Origin of the sequence: Faecalicatena orotica, from assembly GCF_905197545.1 — a bacterium.
GTDB classification, from domain to species: domain Bacteria; phylum Bacillota; class Clostridia; order Lachnospirales; family Lachnospiraceae; genus Faecalicatena_A; species Faecalicatena_A orotica.
The window spans coordinates 106709-125639 of sequence record NZ_CAJJZH010000007.1; the positions used below are offsets into that span (position 1 = coordinate 106709).

General features: G+C 45.4%; 16 protein-coding genes. 11 read left to right on the forward strand and 5 right to left on the reverse strand.

Annotated features, from left to right (window positions below):
• Positions 1–54 precede the first annotated feature (54 nt).
• From ABIN22_RS15340 to ABIN22_RS15365, 6 genes are all read left to right on the forward strand, one after another.
• Positions 55–897, forward strand: a complete 843-nt coding sequence (locus ABIN22_RS15340) for a 3-hydroxyacyl-CoA dehydrogenase family protein (RefSeq protein ID WP_346909753.1) — start codon at positions 55–57, stop codon at positions 895–897.
• Between the two features lie 124 nt (positions 898–1021).
• Positions 1022–2041 carry a sugar ABC transporter substrate-binding protein gene (locus ABIN22_RS15345; protein ID WP_181368777.1) on the forward strand — a complete coding sequence of 340 codons (1020 nt, stop codon included), beginning with the start codon at positions 1022–1024 and terminating at the stop codon, positions 2039–2041.
• Between the two features lie 198 nt (positions 2042–2239).
• Positions 2240–3721, forward strand: coding sequence for a sugar ABC transporter ATP-binding protein (locus tag ABIN22_RS15350; protein WP_109732633.1), 1482 nt, complete (start codon positions 2240–2242; stop codon positions 3719–3721).
• A gap of 33 nt (positions 3722–3754) precedes the next feature.
• Positions 3755–4717: an ABC transporter permease gene (locus ABIN22_RS15355; protein WP_109732632.1), complete on the forward strand. Its 963-nt coding sequence runs from the start codon at positions 3755–3757 to the stop codon at positions 4715–4717.
• A gap of 25 nt (positions 4718–4742) precedes the next feature.
• A complete protein-coding gene (locus ABIN22_RS15360; RefSeq protein WP_346909756.1) occupies positions 4743–5786 on the forward strand; it encodes an aldose epimerase family protein in 1044 nt (347 codons plus the stop codon).
• A 12-nt stretch (positions 5787–5798) separates the two neighbouring features.
• A complete protein-coding gene (locus ABIN22_RS15365) occupies positions 5799–6674 on the forward strand; it encodes an SMP-30/gluconolactonase/LRE family protein (protein WP_346909758.1) in 876 nt (291 codons plus the stop codon).
• 89 nt (positions 6675–6763) lie between these two features.
• Here ABIN22_RS15365 and ABIN22_RS15370 read toward each other — a convergent pair whose 3' ends face one another.
• A complete protein-coding gene (locus ABIN22_RS15370) occupies positions 6764–7150 on the reverse strand; it encodes a hypothetical protein (RefSeq protein WP_346909760.1) in 387 nt (128 codons plus the stop codon).
• A gap of 203 nt (positions 7151–7353) precedes the next feature.
• Between ABIN22_RS15370 and ABIN22_RS15375 the strand changes: the two genes are divergently transcribed.
• Positions 7354–7572 (forward strand): CopG family transcriptional regulator, encoded by a 219-nt coding sequence (locus ABIN22_RS15375; RefSeq protein WP_109732628.1) that lies wholly within the window; start codon positions 7354–7356, stop codon positions 7570–7572.
• 80 nt (positions 7573–7652) lie between these two features.
• Here ABIN22_RS15375 and ABIN22_RS15380 read toward each other — a convergent pair whose 3' ends face one another.
• On the reverse strand, positions 7653–8447 hold the full coding sequence (locus ABIN22_RS15380; RefSeq protein ID WP_109732627.1) for an HAD family hydrolase: 795 nt from the start codon (positions 8445–8447) through the stop codon (positions 7653–7655).
• 216 nt (positions 8448–8663) lie between these two features.
• Here ABIN22_RS15380 and ABIN22_RS15385 point away from each other — a divergent pair, with 216 nt between their 5' ends.
• Positions 8664–10064: an NAD(P)/FAD-dependent oxidoreductase gene (locus tag ABIN22_RS15385; RefSeq protein ID WP_346909762.1), complete on the forward strand. Its 1401-nt coding sequence runs from the start codon at positions 8664–8666 to the stop codon at positions 10062–10064.
• Positions 10065–10274: 210 nt separating this feature from the next.
• Positions 10275–11621 (forward strand): phosphoglucosamine mutase, encoded by a 1347-nt coding sequence (gene glmM, locus ABIN22_RS15390; protein ID WP_118620171.1) that lies wholly within the window; start codon positions 10275–10277, stop codon positions 11619–11621.
• Between the two features lie 246 nt (positions 11622–11867).
• Here the strand turns inward: glmM and ABIN22_RS15395 are convergent, their stop codons facing one another.
• The 3 genes from ABIN22_RS15395 to ABIN22_RS15405 all read right to left on the reverse strand — a co-directional run bounded on the left by ABIN22_RS15395 (position 11868) and on the right by ABIN22_RS15405 (position 16871).
• Positions 11868–14456 carry a PEP/pyruvate-binding domain-containing protein gene (locus ABIN22_RS15395; protein WP_346909764.1) on the reverse strand — a complete coding sequence of 863 codons (2589 nt, stop codon included), beginning with the start codon at positions 14454–14456 and terminating at the stop codon, positions 11868–11870.
• A gap of 186 nt (positions 14457–14642) precedes the next feature.
• The gene (locus ABIN22_RS15400) at positions 14643–15407 is read right to left on the reverse strand and encodes an N-acetylmuramoyl-L-alanine amidase (RefSeq protein ID WP_118620173.1); all 765 of its coding nucleotides are present in this window, start codon (positions 15405–15407) and stop codon (positions 14643–14645) included.
• 138 nt (positions 15408–15545) lie between these two features.
• Entirely contained in the window at positions 15546–16871 is a 1326-nt protein-coding gene (locus ABIN22_RS15405; RefSeq protein WP_346909766.1) for an HlyC/CorC family transporter, read from the reverse strand.
• 269 nt (positions 16872–17140) lie between these two features.
• Between ABIN22_RS15405 and murB the strand changes: the two genes are divergently transcribed.
• Positions 17141–18046, forward strand: coding sequence for a UDP-N-acetylmuramate dehydrogenase (gene murB, locus ABIN22_RS15410; RefSeq protein ID WP_118620175.1), 906 nt, complete (start codon positions 17141–17143; stop codon positions 18044–18046).
• 1 nt (position 18047) lies between these two features.
• Entirely contained in the window at positions 18048–18926 is an 879-nt protein-coding gene (gene rapZ, locus ABIN22_RS15415) for an RNase adapter RapZ (protein WP_109732620.1), read from the forward strand.
• Positions 18927–18931: the final 5 nt, after the last annotated feature.

Genomic DNA, 18931 nt, shown 5'->3' on the forward strand with positions numbered 1-18931 from the left:
TAATTGTTACGGACTATGACTAATTACAGAATATGAATGGAAAGGGGAAGAAGAATGGGTGTAAAAAAAGTAATGGTGGTTGGAGCAGGCATCATGGGCAGCGGCATAGCACAGGTCTGCATTGAACATGGTTTTGAGACGGTTCTGGCGGACATATCACCGGAGTATGCAAAAGCTGGGGCTGCTAAGATCGAACATTTTTTACAGCGTAAAATTGAAAAAGGACGCATGGAGGAAAGTGAGAAGGAGAAGGCACTGGCCCTGCTGAGGGCGGCTTCAATAGAAGAAGGCGCAGATGCCGATCTGGTGATCGAAGCGGTGACCGAGGATGTAGAGATTAAAAAAGAAATTTTCCGGAAACTTGACGTACTGTGCAGGCCGGAAACGATACTTGCCTCAAATACATCGACGATTTCTATTACACTGCTTGCCGGCGCTACGCAGAGACCCGAACAGGTAGTGGGCATGCACTTCTTTGTTCCGCCTCCGGTCATGAAACTGATTGAAGTGATACCGGGACTGTTGACAAGCGAAGAGACAGAGAAGACAGCGATGGAAACAGCAGAGGCTTTCGGGAAAACACCTGTGAAGGCGCCTGATTCCTCCGCATTTCTTGTGAACCGGCTTCTTGTCCCTATGTGGAACGAGGCGATGTTCCTCGTTATGGAAGGCAATGAACCAAAGGACATTGACACGGCTATGAAGTTAGGCGGAAATCTTCCGATGGGGCCGCTGGAACTGGCAGATTTTGCCGGACTGGATACTGTGCTGGCAGTAATGACCCAGATGTATACTGACCTGGGGGAACCGAAGTACCGTCCGTGTCCGCTGCTTAAGAAAATGGTGAACGCGGGGCTTCTGGGAAGAAAGAGCAAAACAGGATTTTATAACTATTAGAAACTCACAATTTCAGGTATATGCAGTTGCCTCGGTGCAGCCGATGCAGGAAAAACACTATGGTATTAAAACAATACAGGCCAGAAAATCTGGATGCAGGGATTTCAAGAAAGGGGAAAGAGATATGAAAAATAGTATGATGAAGAAGGTATTGCCATGTTTGCTGGCAGGAGCACTTGTATTATCTTTCACAGCATGTTCATCCGGTACGGAAGAAGATAAAGGAGAGACAAAAAAAGAGGAAACAAAGACAGAAGATACAAAGGAAGGCAATACGGATGATCTGACATTTGCACTTGCAGTGCCTACACTGGATAATCCATATTTCGTACAGGTTCAGCAGGGTTTTGAAGATAAGTGTAAAGAACTTGGGGTTAAGACAATTGTGAATGGATCTGATTATGATTCAGCCCAGCAGTTCTCACAATTTGAAAATTATGTTTCAGCAGGTGCACAGGCAATCCTTGTATGCCCGGTCGATGCGGTCAGCCTTGAAGATGCGGTGGATCAGGTGCATGAAGCCGGCGGTAAGGTAATGGGAATTGCACAAGGCGTTTCCAATGCAGACGCGAATAATATACTTGATGATTATGCTTACGGCGTTAACAACGGAGAGCAGGCAGCAAAATGGATCAATACTTATTTAAAGGATGAGGCAAAAGTGAAAGTCTGCCTGATCACACTGGATCATGTGGAACAGGTAAAACTCCGCGGTGACGGTATGGAAGATACAATCAAAGAAAAGTGTCCGAATGCCGAAATCGTTTACCGGCAGAAAGCAGAAACGATGGAAGAAGCAATGAATGTAGCTGAAACAGCACTTCAGGCCAATCCGGATATCAAAGTAATCGCATGTGTCAACGACCAGCATGCCCTCGGTGCATGGCAGGCAGTACAGAATCTGGGACTTAACACCGACGATTTCTATATTGGCGGAGGGGATTATACAGATGAAGCAATCGAAGCAATGAAAGACCCGAAATGTGCGATCCGCCAGACTACAGACATCCAGCCATACCAGTCTGCACAGGAATGTGCACAGAGAATGTATGACATGGTTGTGAATGGAGAGAAAGGGACGGAGACATTGCTGACACTTCAGCCACACTGGCAGGAAGCATATAAAGATTTGGAAAATGAATAAGAAAAGCAAAGTATAAATGGCTGAGGATGAGGCAGTAATTAAAAAGGTACGCATATACCAGGACAAAGTGTGAGTAATTCAGGAATAAAGCGGTGATGAGAGGCTTTCTGTTCGAATAAAAATTTGAAAAGATATTCGATAGAGCAGAAAGCCTTTTCAGCTTTTTTCAGACGGTCCCGGAAATCAGGAGGAACAGATATGGGCGAGACGATACTGAAGCTGAATAATATTGGAAAAAAGTTCCCGGGTGTGGTTGCTCTGGACCATGTGTCATTTGAGCTGAAAAAAGGTGAGGTCCATGCACTTTTAGGCGAAAATGGAGCTGGGAAATCGACATTGATCAAGATATTGACAGGGGCATATGAACCTACAGAAGGTACGATAGAATATAACGGAAAAACCTATGAAAAATTTGAGCCTAAGCAGGCAAAAGAACTGGGGATAACTGCGATTTATCAGGAATTTAATCTGGTACCATACATTTCTGCGGCACAGAACGTATTTTTAGGGCAGGAGTTGAAAAAGGGAATATTTCTGGATATGGCGGGGATGGAAAAGAAAACAACGGAACTTGCCAGAGAAATGGGGGTAGAAATCAACCCGAAAACAAAAGTAAAAGATCTGGGAGTTGCTTATATGCAGATTGTAGAGATCATAAAAGCAATATCTGAGGATACTAATATACTGATTATGGATGAACCCTCTGCTCCTCTGACAACCCGTGAAATAGACGCAATGTTTCAGATTGTCAAGCGGCTGAAGGAAAAAGGGATCACAATTATTTATATTTCTCACCGGCTGGAGGAACTGTTTGAAATCTGTGACCGTGTCACAATCATGAGGGATGGAAAATATATTTGTACAAAGGAAATCAGGGATGTCACAAGACATGAATTAATTGCAGACATGGTAGGACGGGAACTGAACGAAATGTATGCGGGGGGTGCCGGAGCTTCAGACGACATTATTATGGAAGCAAAAGATTTGTGTACGGATAAGATACACCATATATCGTTCAGCCTGAAAAAGGGGGAGATCCTTGGTTTTGGCGGTCTGGTTGGTGCAGGCCGGACAGAAACCGCACGGGCGTTATTCGGTGCGGATGAACTACTGTCAGGGACTATCATGAAAAATGGGGAAGTGGTAAAGATTCATTCCCCAAAGGATGCAATCAAAGCAGGAATTGGCCTGTTGCCAGAGGACAGAAAGGATCAGGGGCTTGTGCTCGGGATGAGTGTGAAGGATAATATCGTCTATTCCATCTTGAAACAGGAAACAAAAAGAATTTTTCTGGATAAGAAGGACATACATAAAAAATGTTCAGATCTGAAAGATGATCTGCGGATAAAAACACCCTCACTTGGCCAAATTAGCAAATTTCTGTCAGGAGGAAACCAACAGAAGGTAGTATTGGCAAAATGGATGGCAACGGATTGTGACGTCCTGATATTTGATGAGCCGACAAGAGGAATCGACGTCGGGGCAAAGCAGGAGATATACCATCTCATGAACCAGCTGACTGCACAGGGGAAAAGCATCATTATGATCTCGTCTGAAATGCCGGAACTGTTCGGAATGGCAGACCGGGTTATTGTCATGCATGAAGGCTGTATAAAAGGCGAATTGAGCAAAGAAGAGTTTGACCAGGAGAGAATGCTTGCAATCGCATCAGGGCTGTAGAGCTGAACGGGGAATAAAAACGGAGGTTAGAATATGCAGAAGAAAAAAGTAAATCTGGTAAGTTTTCTTGGAAAATATGGAATTGTCGTAGTCCTGATAGTCCTGATTGTGTTCTTTTCTGTGACGAGTAAGCAATTCCTTGCTGTAAGTAATATTATCAATATTTTAAGGCAGGTTGCAGTTGTCGGGATTATGTCGGTAGGCATGACGATGGTCCTGATTACGGGCGGCATCGATCTGTCGGTAGGATCCGTGGCGGGGGTAGCCTGTGTATCAACGGCACTTTTGATGAATAAAGGTCTTCCGTGGGCGGCAGCCGTACTGCTTGTATTGATTGTGAGCTGCGCATTGGGCGGAATCAATGGTTTCTGTATAAATGCATTGAGTATTCCTCCTCTAATCACCACGCTGGGGATGATGACTGCATTAAGGGGCACGGCCTACCTTCTGACAGGCGGCCTTCCGGTCTTTGGATTTCCTAAGGATATTCTCTTCCTTGGAAAAGGTTCTGTAGCAGGGATTCCGGTACCGGTTATCATTATGGCGGTAATTTTTGTGATTGGTATTTTGTTTATGGATAAGACGAGATATGGGGTATATATCTACGGTGTAGGAGGAAATGAGGAGGCTACGAGGCTCTCAGGAATCAATGTTAAGAAGATTAAATATCTGGTCTATATGGCGTCTGCCACACTGGCGGGACTGGCAGGCATCGTACTTCTGGCCAGAGTAAACAGTGGCCAGCCAAAGGCAGGGGACGGATATGAGATGGATGTTATTACGGCAGTCGTATTAGGTGGTGTCAGCATCTCAGGAGGAGAAGGAAGCATGCCGTTTGTTATTATCGGAGTCCTTTTCATGGGAGTGCTTTCCAATGGTATGGTCATGCTGAATATACAGGATTATACACAACAGGTAGTAAAAGGTATCGCACTTCTGCTGGCAGTGGCATTTGACCGTTATATGCAGAATAAGAAGGCGAAACAGGTAGAGTAACGAAGATGCCAAACGGGAGGAAACTATGCGGGAATCGGGAAATGCAAACATTCAAATAGAAAGTATGGGATCACGGGTTCAGTTTTATACTCTGAAAAACCAAACAGGAATTCAGGTTACTCTGACAAATTATGGGGCGGCTGTTTACCGGATACTTACACCAGATCGTGACGGCAGAGTCGATGACATTGCCTTGTCCAGTCCTTCCCCGGAAACATTCATGGACAACAAAGCATTTTTCGGGGCTACGGTAGGAAGAGTGGCAAATCGTATAAAACAGGGCAGAATTACGGTAGGCTGCAAGGAGTACCAGTTGTCACTGAATGAAGGAAAAAACCACGCTCATGGCGGATTTTCCGGGTTTGATAAGAAAATATGGAATGGAAAAATAAGGAATAATGCAGTAGAATTTACTTATACAAGTCCGGACAAAGAGGAAGGATACCCGGGCAGTGTAACGGTAATAGTGAGTTACCGGCTGGACGGGGAAGGGAGGCTGCATATCCGGCATCATGCAGAAAGTACGGAAGACACGATTATCAATCTTACAAACCATACGTACTTTAATCTGGGAGGACATGCTTCCGGTAAGATATATGACCAGAGACTTCAGATAAACGGAGGTTTTTATCTGGAAAGTGACGCGGAACTGATACCAACCGGACAGATATTGCGTGTGGGGGGAACGCCCTTTGATTTTACTCAGGAAAAAGAGCTTGGGCTGGATATTCATTCAGAGATACCAATGCTTACCAACAATGGAGGATATGATGTAACATTCCTAAAAGCGGAACGTGGATTTACCAGAGCCGCGGTTCTAAAAGACAAAAAGTCAGGGAGATGTCTGGAGGTCTTCACAGATTACCCTGCAATCCACCTATATACAGGCAATTTTCTGAAAGATGAACCGGGACTAGAGGACAGGGTATATAACCGGCACGAATCTGTATGTCTGGAAGCGCAGCGGCTTCCCTTCGCCAGCGGTTATGCACATTTTGGTGAAATCGGACTGAAAGCAGGAGAGCAGATGGAAAGAAATATTTGTTATCATTTTTCGGCAGAAAGGTAGAGAGGTGTCAGAATGAATGTAGAATTAGTACTAAATGCGAAATGTCTGATCGGAGAAGGCCCATGCTGGGATGAGCCTACAAAAACGATTTATTTTGTGGATTTGCTGGGAAACCGTATTTATTCATTTGATGGGAAAATCGAACATCACGTGAGCTTTGACCAGAATCTGGGGGCAGCAGTAGTAAGGGAGAAAGGCGGGCTTGCCGCAGCAATGCAGCATGGCTATTATTTCGTTGATTTTCCGGGAGGCGGATTGGAAAAGATTGCTGATCCTGAGGCGGAATATCCGGATCATCGGTTCAACGATGGTAAATGTGATGCAAAGGGGCGGTTTTGGGCAGGTACCATGAGTAAAAATCTGGATACCGGATATGGAGAGGCAATACCGGACTGTGGTCTGTATTGTCTGGATACGGATGGAAAGGCGGAACAAAAGCTGTCAGATGTAATACAGGGAAACGGGCTTGGCTGGACGAAGGACAGTAAGAAAATGTATTTTATTGATTCCCAGACTTATACGGTACAGGAATTTGATTTTGATCTTGAAAAGGGTAGTATTTCAAATGGCAGAATAGCAGTGGAGATACCAAAGGAGATGGGGCTGCCCGACGGCATGACTGTAGATGATGACGGCATGCTCTGGATCGCACTGTGGGGAGGCGGATGTGTAAGCAGGTGGAACCCAAAGACCGGCGAACTGCTGTGCAAGATAGAAGTTCCGGCGAAGAATGTGACAGCATGTACATTTGGAGGCCCCGATATGAATGAACTTTACATCACTACAGCAAAAATGGATACGGATGAGGAACAGTATCCTCATGCCGGCGGCCTGTTCAAAATCAAACTGGATATAACAGGAACACCATCGTATCGTTACCAGGGGTGACGGAAACATTACAGGTGGTACATTAAAATAAAAAGGTTAAAGGAACAAAGGGACCTGCCGGATAAATAACGGCAGGTCTTTTTGTCTTATTATTCGAATAGCTTTTTCAGATATGTCCGGATCTTCCCTTTCGGGAGCTGGGAAAGGAATGCATCATCCCAGTGCTTTCTTAAAAACATTTCTGTATCGGCATCAGCGGTATCATTCAGGATGTCATATTCAATCTGTTTACCGAGTTCTTTCAGCAGGTCAGAATGCCGGATTCCAAACGCAGCGCAGTAATTGTGAAGGCCAAGCTGCTGCAGGAGATATGTGATTCTTTCAAAGTCCCTCACTGTCATCTTCTCTTCATTCAGTATCAGTTTCGAATCGGATTCCGAGCATAAGGCCAAAAACAGTATCTTTTCTTTTTCTATTTGTAATTCTTTTATCTTTTGGAATTCTTCCGGGTCTGTGGTAAAATTATCATCATACATGGTGTCTCTCCTGATGAGTTGTTTTATATTTCGCAAATGCTGGAAATTAAGTTTCTTTACTCATTTTTCTCCTACCTGGTTAATATATTCCATATGTTGCAATATAACTAATAATACATGATACATTGCAAATTTGCAATATATTATTAGGGTCTGTTGCATAATATAATGTAGACAGTTACCAGACAGTTGGAGGTGGGTCTATGGAAGAGAAGAAGCAGCCGGTGAAGTTCAGAGTTGCGAGAAAACCGATATATAAAGAAGAAAAGACCGTGAACATGACGTTGCGAATAGATAAGGGGCTACAGCAAAAGTATGATTTATGGGCAGAGAAAACAAATCGTTCCAGAAATGAACTTATGTGTATGGCACTGGCTTATGCAATGGAGAATATTGAAATCATTGACGAGGAAGACAATTGACAGAAAAAGGTGTCAGAACACTGAAAAAAGAGGCTGGGCGCTAATGGATGATTCAACATTAGCGCCCGGCTTCTTTTGGGTTAATTGATTTCTCCAATCAGGTCTTCAAGTACGTCTTCCACAGAATCGGTGACATAAGTTGAGTAATAGGAGATGCCGGGTGCGGCATTGGACATGGCATAACTGGTTCCTACAAGCTGGAGCATCTCTACATCATTGTACTGGTCGCCGAAAGCCATACATTCCTCCGGGCTGATATGAAGCTGATCAAGTAGTGTCTGCAGTGCAGTCCCTTTATTAGCCCCGGGGGCAATAAAATCGATCCAGATGTTGCCGGATGTAACGACCTTGATTTCGCTGCCGAACATATCCTGCAGATGCTTCAGATATTTATCGATAATGTGGGGGCCGTCCTTCATATTACAGATTGCAATTTTTAAAATAGGTCCCTCTACTGCCGCAACATCATCTACAATCTGGGTCGTATTTTTCATAATATTAACAATGTGGTCTACAAAAGCCGGATCATTGTTTTCGATAAAGCAGGAGTCCTCTCTGGATACCACAATCTCAAAATGCTTCTCACGCTTGATCTCCTCGATGATTCTGGCACACAGGCCGTCATCAATCGTGGCACGGGCAATTACTTTGCCCTGATGAACACAGATGGAGCCGTTCTCGGCAATATAGGATATTTCGTCCTTAATCTGTTCGAACACCCTGCGCTGGTTGTCATATTGTCTTCCGCTGGCAGATACAAATCGTACGCCTGTTTCTATTAGCTGATGGATCAGTTCAATGGCACGTGGTGTAAGTTTCTGGGCTCCGCCCTGCAGAAGAGTGCCGTCGAGATCACTTGCTACTAATTTAATCATAAAGCCCTCCATAGCCTGTTATATATTAAGTGTAACTGTTCAGGACTGTGAACAGTTAGTTGCACTTCTTATATATTACCTTAAATCAGGCGGATTGTATAGCCTTGTTCTGTGAAAAAATGTGTGCTAGTATTGATATTGTAGGAATTGTGCGGAAATTGCGCAGGGGTCTGACCCCTTTGCAATTCTGTATTTGTAGGAAAGCCGAGGGATAAGATGAAACAGTATGATGTTATTATTATTGGTGCCGGCCCGTCTGGTATATTCTGCGCATATGAGTTGAAACGCCAGAAGCCGGATATGAAGATTTTAATGGTTGAGAAGGGACGCTGCATTGAAGACCGGCGGTGTCCGAAACGAAAGACAAAGGTATGTGTCGGCTGCCAGCCATGTTCGATTACAACAGGTTTCGCGGGTGCCGGGGCATTTTCAGACGGTAAGCTTTCACTGTCACCGGATGTCGGGGGAACGCTCCCTGAGATTCTAGGCTATGAAAAGGCGACAGAATTAATCAATGAGGCAGACAGCATCTATCTACAGTTTGGAGCCGATAAGAAAGTGTATGGTATTGAAGACCAGCAGGCGATCACTGACATACGATCCAAGGCAATCCGTGCTAATTTAAAGCTGATTGAATGTCCGATCCGGCATCTGGGAACAGAAGAAGGGTACAAGATTTATACCCGGCTTCAGCATCATCTGCTGGATGCGGGCGTGGAGATTCTGTTTAAGACAATGGTAGAAGATATTATTATAGAAGACGGAGCCGCAAAAGGAGTCACGACTGATAAAGGTGAGAGCTATTATGCACCGGAGATTGTCTCCGGGGTAGGCCGGGAGGGTTCGGAATGGTTTTCACATATCTGCAAGGGGCATGATATCGAAACCAGAAACGGAACGGTTGATGTCGGAGTCCGGGTGGAAGTCCGTGACGAGATCATGAAAGAGCTCAATGAAAAGCTCTACGAGGCAAAGCTGGTGTATTATACGCCTACATTTGATGATAAAGTCCGTGTATTCTGCACAAATCCGTCCGGAGAAGTTGCGACGGAATATTATGAAAACGGCCTTGCGGTTGTAAACGGGCACGCGTATAAATCAAAGGATATGAAGACGAACAATACGAATTTCGCCCTTCTTGTATCCAAGAACTTTACGGAGCCGTTTAAATCCCCGATTGAGTACGGTAAACATATAGCCCAGCTGGGTAATATGCTGTGCGGCGGGAGGATTCTGCTCCAGCGCTATGGGGATTTCCGAAGAGGCCGCAGGACCACGGAAGAGCGCCTGCTCCGAAACAATATTACCCCGACGCTGAAGGATGCGGTACCGGGTGACTTGTCACTGGTATTCCCACACCGGATTATGGTTGCCATTGACGAAATGATCAAGGCGCTGGATAAGGTAACGCCGGGGATTGCCAGCGACGAGACACTTTTATATGGTGTAGAGGTTAAATTTTATTCTAATAAAGTACTGGTTGATAAGAACTTCGAGACGAATGTGAAAGGACTGCGTGCGATGGGGGATGGCGCATCCATCACGAGAGGACTGCAGCAGGCATCAGCGAATGGACTGTGTGTAGCGCGTGCCATCGTAAATAAAATGGAGAGTTAGTATACCGCCTCCTGAATACTGTTCACAGGCACTCTTGTAGTTACTGTTCACAGACAAATCTGTAAACAGTAACGCGCCTGCCCATAAAAAAATGTTGTAACTTGAGCCATATCAGAATATAATGTTAATGAATGTTGCATCCCGGGGTATAGAAAGTATGCCCTAAGCAGCATGGCAACCAGAAACTAGATGATAAGAGGATGAAGACATATGGGTAAATATTTTGGAACAGATGGATTTAGAGGAGAAGCAAATGTAGTTCTGACTGTCGAGCATGCCTTTAAAGTCGGCCGTTACCTGGGATGGTATTTTGGACGAGAACATAAGGCAAGAATCGTAATCGGAAAGGACACAAGAAGAAGCAGCTACATGTTCGAATATGCACTGGCTTCTGGGCTGACGGCATCAGGAGCAGATGCATACCTGCTTCATGTGACGACAACACCGAGTGTTTCCTATGTTGTCCGGACAGAAGACTTTGACTGCGGCATCATGATATCAGCGAGCCATAATCCATTCTATGATAACGGCATCAAGGTCATCAACGGTCAGGGACATAAGATGGAGGCAGAGGTAGAAGAGAAGATCGAGGCGTATATTGACGGTGAGATTGAAGAACTCCCGCTTGCAACGAAGGAAGACATCGGACGCACAATCGACTATGCAGCAGGAAGAAACCGCTATATTGGTCATCTGATCTCACTTGCTACACGTTCTTTCAAAGACATGAGAATTGGCCTTGACTGTTCGAACGGAAGTGCTTTCACGATCGCAAAGAGTGTATATGATGCGCTGGGAGCGAAGACCTATGTCATCAATAACGAGCCTGATGGAACAAACATCAACACAAACTGCGGATCGACACATATCGAAGTACTTCAGCAGTATGTAAAGGATAAAAAACTGGATGTAGGATTCGCATTCGACGGCGATGCCGACAGATGTATTGCAGTAGACGGCAATGGACATATCGTAGATGGTGACCTGATCCTTTATGTATGCGGAAAGTACCTGATGGAGCAGGGGCGTCTTGCGGGAAATACAATCGTAACGACAATCATGTCTAATTTAGGATTATACAAAGCCTGCGACAAGATAGGCATGAATTACGAACAGACAGCCGTGGGCGACAAGTATGTATATGAAAATATGCTTCAGAACGGCTATGTGCTGGGCGGCGAGCAGTCCGGGCACATCATATTCAGCAAACATGCAAGGACCGGTGACGGCATCCTGACATCTCTCATGATCATGGAAGTTATCATGGAGAAAAAACAGTCACTGGCAAAATTATGCGAAGAAGTAAAGATTTACCCGCAGCTTTTGAAAAATGTCCGCGTAACAGACAAAAAGACGGCACGGGAGAATCCGGCTGTACAGAAAGCAGTAGAGGATGTGACGGCGGCACTTGGAACTGACGGCCGGATCCTTGTAAGAGAAAGCGGTACAGAGCCTGTGATCCGTGTCATGGTAGAGGCTTCAACCGATGAAATTTGTGAAAAATATGTAGATCAGGTGATTGACGTGATGAAAGCTGAGAATCTTGTTATCAAATAGGAGGACGGCAAAGTCTGGGAAAGCTATATAAAGGTTACTGTTTACTCCCCAGTCTATCACTACGCTGATAGGCTGGGAACCGTAACGTAAAACAGCCAATAAGCCTGCCCTCTCGCCGAAGGCGACTTTAAATGGGCAGGCGAGTTACTGTTTACAGGCGTGCCTGTGAACAGTAACATATAAAGAGGAGACTGTATCTGCGCCTTTGATGGCGTGATACAGTCTCTTTTTTAAGCCTCTTCTAAATCAGGTGCATATAAGCCTCTGTGTTACAATGTCGGAATAGATTTCAATATTTTCATCCCTCATATCTGTTACGTGTATGACATCAGGATAGATCTCTTCAGGATAGATCTCTTCTTCTGAACTGCCGGCAAGCAGCGTCTCCAGATGGTTAGGCTGTCTCAATATTTTCTCTTCATTAAAGTATACATCCCGTTCATTCTGGAACAAAGCAATATAGAAGATATTGGACTCTACGATATCCTGGAAGAAATGGCTTCCGTAGGAGAGGTCTGGCATGAGCCCGAGTTTTTCATAGGAAACCTCACAAATGGCGTTCATGTTACAGAGATCTGTAAACCGGACAGGAACTCCTAGGGCAGGCGTTGTTGTACCCCAGCGGCCAGGGCCGATGAGCACGGCATGTCTGTCCTTTAATATATGATTCAGTGTTCCGATCTGGTTCGCTATAGCGTACTTCTGTGGCTCGGTCAGCTTTAGGTATGGCTTGATCCTTACAAAGATGAAATAATGCACCGGAAGCCGGACATTTCCGCCCATAAAGTTTCCTTTTGAAGAAAAGTAAGCGTGTTCCCGGTCTACGTTCTCAGGAAAGTCAATCTTCCTGCCCAGCCCCTTCGTCTGGAGCGGGCGGCATTGAAGAAGATTGATGCGGTAGTGTTCCTCTTTATTGAAGTTACAGGTAAACTCAATGTCCACTGGGTAATCATAGGTGTGAGACAAAATTGCCAGAATATTTTCCAGTGCTTTCGGAAAATCTGTATGCCTCAGCAGCCGTGTAAAACTGACGATATCCGGGACATTCCGGTTCCGGTGCCCGGTTTCCCTGAAATGTCTTGCAAGCTCAAAATCTGGTTCCATAAAGAGCCTGACATTCGTCTTTAACGGAAGTCCCCTGACCGACTCAATCGGAATAGTCTGGAATTCATTTTCCTCCAGATTAATTACATCCACATAATGCTGTGAGAACTTTCTTTCATCCCCGTAGGCCAGCAGGGGCGGGCGTTCCGGCTTGTCCAGCGCAACGATGCGCGGATAGTCGGAATTGACCCTGTCCACGGCCCGTGTTCCCATTCCGAACACAAGGCGCAGCATTCCCTTGGACGGATCTGTGTTCTTATCCCAGACAAAGAGGTTGGAAGAATTTCCGACACCTGCACAGTGCGGGAAGAAATACTTTCCGTGGTAATCACCGGAAACTCTCTGCACGAGCAATGCCATCTGCTCATCCTTATCTGCCAGACCTCGGTTTTGACGGTACTCCAGCGCTTCACGGCTCATTGTGCTGGCGTAGACCTTTCGTACGGCATCCAGAAAAGCATCGTACCTTTCCTCCGGGGTTCCCTGGTTCGGACAGAAAAAGCTGTCATACTTTCCTGCAAACGCATTCCCGAAATTATCTTCCAAAAGAGAACTGGACCGCACGATAATAGGAGACTGCCCGAAATACTCCAGCATTACCATGATCTGCTCTTTAATGGTAGTTGGGAAATGCCCGCTCAGCAGGATTTCCCGAAGCTCTGCTGCCGCAGTAAAGTATCCTTCACCGGTTTTTTGCTGCATGCGGAGCCTCCAGCCGCCATTCTGGACGATATAAGTATAAAAGACGTCAGAACCTATATAATAGGAATCATGCCGTTCCATATGTTCCTTATAGAAATCTGGATTCTTCGTTTCCAGTATCTTGCGGGCCAGAAGCATGCCGACAGATTTTCCGCCGATATAACCTGTCCCGATCTCCCGGCCCCCGATCTGGATCAAATCCTCCAGTGTAAAGAATTCTCTGCTTAGTGCTGCTATGCGTGACCGCTTGCCGATCAGGAGATTCTGCAGGTTTTCTTTTACATAAGCCTGCTCAGCAAGAGATGCGCTTAAGTATGGCTTCGCTTCCTCGAAACTTAAATCCCAGTAATCAAGCTTCTTAGTATGGATCTGGAGTCTGGAAAATAGTTCCGCGGAGCTTGCACTGTCCGTGATACATTCCGAACCGCCCTCCGTCAGAAGATGAGGGAGGAACATAACAGGAGAATAACGTTTCCATACCTTCAGTGGATGCAGATAGTAGCGGCTGTCAATATAGTATAAGTTTAAAAGAAGCTGTGTGACCTCCCGGATACGGGCAATCGTGTCCTGCGTATGGGCATTCCTGTAAAGTGCAAAATATGTGACAGCATCCCGCTCAAATAAGTAAGGGCATGTAACCTGAAAGAAATTTCCCGTCATGAGGTCGGAGCACCAGAATTCCTGCAATTCGCTCAGACAATCGAATACATAGAATGCGTTCTTCCCTTCGGCAGTGATAATCTGGTAGACACTGCTTGTAAAAGATTCAAATCCCATACCGGCATCCAATGTAAACATTTCAAAATCAGCACCCTTTTCAAGGAGTGCTTCCTTATCTATCAGCGGCGCGTGGCAGCCGAAATGAATATAAACAAGACGTCTGTGATCAGCAGCGGCCTGCTGCACAAAACGCTCCACCACAAATGAGTAGGCTTCAAAAGAATCCACCTGCCAGATGATATTATCTCCGGGGCGCAGGGTATCAATGACTTCATCAGCACCCTTAAGGCCTGTACTTATCTGCTCCATACTTTCCATAGCTTTCCTCCATTCCCTGATATACAGGATTCATAAAGGTATATCAGAGTAACAACAGTTTACCACAAAAAGAGAAAAAACAAAATGCCGTTGCGAATTTAAGGAATAAAAAAATCCGGAGTTCGAAATTGATATTGAACTCCGGATTTTTAATTCTGTCCATGACGCCAAACCTTCTTACCTGCTGACAATCACAGTCGGATACCCCGCCCGTTTCAGCCGCTGTTCCATTTCGGTTGCGTCATCGAGCGTATCATAATTACCAACCTGCACCCGGAAGAATCCGTCTGAATCTATAATCGAAGCAGGAAAGTCCTGTTCCAATAGTTCGTTCAGCAGTCTGTTGGCGTAAGTAGGGTTGCGGAAGGCACCGACCTGTACTCTGTATCCGGGCGGGTCGATCTCATGATCCATCTCCAGAGTGTCGAGGATTCCGTCCGCGATAGCCTGAGCGATGTCATTAAAATTGTCATCAAAAAGCTGGTTATCGGTATTGGAATTGATAAAACCGACTTCTACCAGCACGGCTGGCATACGGGTGCGCCGGAGTACGACCAGATTAGGACGGGCTTTTACGCCGAGATTTACAAAACCAACAGATTCCAGCTGCTCATTGATGTTTTCTGCCATTTCGAGTTTAATTCCCGATTTGTCATATACAAGCGACTCTACCCCGGATACGACATTATCCGTGGGGAAGGAATTGCGGTGTATGGAAATAAAAAAGTCGACACCGGCATTATTGGCCTCCATTGCTTTTTCATATGGAGACTGGTATACGTCCGTTGTCCGGGTGTACTGCACGTCGATTCCATTATTCTGAAGAATTTCCCCTATAGCCAGTACAAGGCGGAGCGTATCATCCTTTTCCTGACGCCCGTTGTATACAGCACCGGGATCACGCCCCCCGTGGCCGGCATCTAACATGATTGAATAAGGCATAAGTATAATTCCTTTCACATTGTTCTATTTTATAATATGTTGGAATCCAAAAGAAGTTACCCCGCCACCGGAATGTTTTGGAAAATAAAAAAATCCCTGCATTCCATTAAGGAAATGCAGGGAGAACTGTTATATTTTTTAAGCTTCTGTGGAAACTCCTGATTCTGATTCCATATTTTCATCATCGGATTCTTCATCATCGGATTCTGTCTTCTCAGGCAGATAGACGTGTACACTTTCAACACGGTTCTTATCCAGCGTTTCTACAACGAGCCGTATACCATGTTCACTTGTAACTTCGTCACCAACTTCAGGAAGACGGTCAAGATGTTCGATAATAAATCCCCCGAGGGAATCATAATCCTCGGATTCCAGCTCTAAGTCAAGACGGTCATTTACATCGTCCAGACTCATGGAGCCTTCAATAATATATTCATATTCATTTAACTGCTTTACAAATTCTTCCTCGTTCTCGTCGTATTCGTCGTGAATCTCGCCCACGATCTCTTCCAGGATATCCTCCAGTGTGATCAGGCCGGCTGTCTCACCGTACTCGTCCAGAACGATTGCAATATTGAAGGAAGCATCCCTCATCTCCACAAGGAGTTCGGAAATGTTCTTATACTCATAGGTGAAATATGCTTCCCTGAGAATGTCACGTACACAGAAATGCTCCTTGTTATCGAACAGAAGCAGGTCCTTCATGTTAATGGTACCGATGACATTATCTGTTGTATCTTCGTAAACGGGAAGACGCGTAAACTTGTCCTCCTTGAAAATGTCGATCAGCTCTTTATAAGTGCTGTTCACATCTGCGAATGTCACATGCACACGGGGCACCATGACATCCTTTGCGCGTGCATCGCCTAAGTCGAACACGTTGTAGATCATTTCTTTTTCTTCCGATTCGATGATACCGTCCTCGTGGCTTACATCCACAATCGTCCGGAGCTCATCCTCCGTCATTGCGTTATTCTTTGCATTGGGGTCAATGCGGAATAAAAACAGGATACCACGGGAGAATAGATTAATAATAAATATAAAAGGCGTCATAATGGTCATAAATGGCCGTATCACGCGTATATAAGATAGAGAAAGCTTATCTGAATGCAGCGTCGCTATACTCTTCGGGGTAATCTCTCCAAATACAAGGATTGCAACTGTAAGTGTTGCAGTTGCGATACTCACCATATATCCGCCGAAGCTGTATGCCAGCGTAGCGGCCAGTGAAGACGCGGAAATATTGACAATGTTGTTGCCGATCAAGATGGCGCTCAGCATCTTACGGGAATGATTCTCCGTAACATCTAAAACAACCTTTGCACGCTTGTTGCCGTCTTCCGCAAGAGAACGCATTCGTATCTTGCTTACGGTAGTCAGCGCTGTCTCCGCTGATGAAAAAAATGCAGACAGTAGTAATAATACGATTAATATAACAAATTGTATGGCATCACTCGAGTCCAATTATCTGTTCACTCCTTTATTTCTTTAATTGCTCTGTTGCCAAAAGCATGTACACGAAATTAATATACATCATTTAGGGAGATTTTGCAAGCATTAGGCACTTTATCGTGGCTGTCCGGGGGGAAAACAGGGGAAAAATGGACTGCACGGCGGCAGCTGTTTTTGGGTCACAGGTTGAAATACGGTAAGGTTTGTTGTATGATTTGGGTAAAGAAGCGCGGCATAGCTGCAATACAAAGTTTAGGAAATTAGAGAATTGGAGAACGTTTATGGTTTTATATGAAAAGTTATGTGACTTACTTGGAGCAGAACAGGTTCTGAAAGATGAGCCTATGAGCAGGCATACTACATTCCGTGTCGGGGGCCCTTCGGATTATTTTGTGGTTCCCCGCAGTACAGGGGAGATAAGGGACACGATAGCAATCTGCAGACAGGAGGGGGTTCCTTATTATATCTTAGGAAACGGAAGTAACCTTCTGGTGGGAGACAAAGGATACAGGGGGGTGGTCATCCAGATCTATAAGAATCTGAATCAGATACGGACAGAGGGAAATCTGATTTATGCACAGGCGGGTGCGCTGCTTTCGAAGGTTGCGGCAGAGGCGTTGGAACACAGCCTGAAAGGCTTGGAATTCGCATCCGGTATCCCGGGGACACTCGGGGGAGCCGTAATGATGAATGCGGGTGCCTATGGCGGCGAGATGAAACAGGTGATTGAACGTGCAGTGGTCCTGACTCAGGATGGGGAGATTAAGACCCTGTCACTGGAAGAACTGGAACTGGGTTACAGGACCAGTATTATTGCCCGGGAAAACTATGTAGTTCTGGAGGCCGTAATTCGTCTTGAAAAGGGAGATGCAGAAGAAATCCGTTCATATATGGAAGAACTGAAAAACAAGCGTGTAACGAAACAGCCACTGGAATACCCTAGTGCGGGCAGCACATTCAAGCGTCCCGAGGGCTTTTTTGCAGGGAAGCTGATTGAGGATGCAGGCTTAAGGGGATTTCAGGTAGGAAATGCACAGGTTTCGGAAAAACACTGTGGCTTTGTGATCAACAAAGGCGGTGCGACTGCGGCCGAGATTGTTTCTCTGATGGAACAGGTTGCAGACAAGGTGGAAGCAAACGCGGGAGTCAGGCTGGAACCGGAAGTGAAGAGGATAGGAGAATTCTAAGATGAGATTTGTAGTAGTTACGGGGATGTCGGGCGCTGGAAAATCAACTGCCTTGAAGATGCTGGAGGATATGGGATATTTCTGCGTGGATAATCTGCCCATTTTGCTTATGCCGAAGTTTGCAGAGATGCTTTCAACCCCGGATACGGAGATCGAAAATGTCGCTCTGGGAATTGACATCCGGGGCGGTCAGGCATTTAGAGGACTGGAAGAGAACTTAGCTCTGATTGACAAGATGGGGATACACTATGAGATTCTCTTTCTGGATGCCGGAGATGACGTTCTCGTGAAGAGATATAAAGAAACGAGGCGCCAGCATCCCCTGGGAGGGGAAGGTCATATTGACCGCGGGATTGCAAAAGAGAGAGAGAAGATTGCGTTCTTAAAAATGCAGGCCACGTATATACTTGATACAAGTAAGATGCTGACAAGGGAGCTGAGGCTGGAGCTTGAGAAAATCTTCGTAGAGGGGAAGGATTTCAAGAACCTGTACATTACAGTTATGTCGTTTGGATTTAAATATGGAATACCTCAGGATGCAGATCTTGTATTTGACGTCCGTTTTCTCCCGAATCCCTACTATATAGAAGATTTAAAGCCGAAGACGGGAAATGATCCGGAAGTCAGGGATTATGTCATGGATAATGACAAAGCGAGGGAATTCCTTGCAAAGCTTACAGACATGATGGATTTCCTCATTCCCAATTATATACTGGAGGGGAAGAACCAGCTGGTCATCGCTGTCGGATGCACTGGTGGGAAGCACCGGTCAGTCACGCTTGCAAATGCCCTGCACCAGTTTCTGGAACCGAAGGACAGTTATGGAGTGCGTATTGAACACCGGGATATCGGGAAAGATGCAATCACAAAGGCAAAATAATACAG

Bases quoted from the DNA above. Each gene is read 5' to 3' on its own strand.
- ABIN22_RS15355 (WP_109732632.1), top strand. From the start codon at position 3,755: ATGCAGAAGAAAAAAGTAAATCTGGTAAGTTTTCTTGGAAAATATGGA.
- ABIN22_RS15385 (WP_346909762.1), top strand. From the start codon at position 8,664: ATGAAACAGTATGATGTTATTATTATTGGTGCCGGCCCGTCTGGTATA.
- rapZ (WP_109732620.1), top strand. From the start codon at position 18,048: ATGAGATTTGTAGTAGTTACGGGGATGTCGGGCGCTGGAAAATCAACT.
- ABIN22_RS15365 (WP_346909758.1), top strand. From the start codon at position 5,799: ATGAATGTAGAATTAGTACTAAATGCGAAATGTCTGATCGGAGAAGGC.
- ABIN22_RS15360 (WP_346909756.1), top strand. From the start codon at position 4,743: ATGCGGGAATCGGGAAATGCAAACATTCAAATAGAAAGTATGGGATCA.
- ABIN22_RS15395 (WP_346909764.1), bottom strand. From the start codon at position 14,456: ATGGAGCAGATAAGTACAGGCCTTAAGGGTGCTGATGAAGTCATTGAT.
- ABIN22_RS15375 (WP_109732628.1), top strand. From the start codon at position 7,354: ATGGAAGAGAAGAAGCAGCCGGTGAAGTTCAGAGTTGCGAGAAAACCG.
- ABIN22_RS15345 (WP_181368777.1), top strand. From the start codon at position 1,022: ATGAAAAATAGTATGATGAAGAAGGTATTGCCATGTTTGCTGGCAGGA.
- glmM (WP_118620171.1), top strand. From the start codon at position 10,275: ATGGGTAAATATTTTGGAACAGATGGATTTAGAGGAGAAGCAAATGTA.
- ABIN22_RS15370 (WP_346909760.1), bottom strand. From the start codon at position 7,150: ATGTATGATGATAATTTTACCACAGACCCGGAAGAATTCCAAAAGATA.
- ABIN22_RS15340 (WP_346909753.1), top strand. From the start codon at position 55: ATGGGTGTAAAAAAAGTAATGGTGGTTGGAGCAGGCATCATGGGCAGC.
- ABIN22_RS15380 (WP_109732627.1), bottom strand. From the start codon at position 8,447: ATGATTAAATTAGTAGCAAGTGATCTCGACGGCACTCTTCTGCAGGGC.
- ABIN22_RS15400 (WP_118620173.1), bottom strand. From the start codon at position 15,407: ATGCCTTATTCAATCATGTTAGATGCCGGCCACGGGGGGCGTGATCCC.
- murB (WP_118620175.1), top strand. From the start codon at position 17,141: ATGGTTTTATATGAAAAGTTATGTGACTTACTTGGAGCAGAACAGGTT.
- ABIN22_RS15350 (WP_109732633.1), top strand. From the start codon at position 2,240: ATGGGCGAGACGATACTGAAGCTGAATAATATTGGAAAAAAGTTCCCG.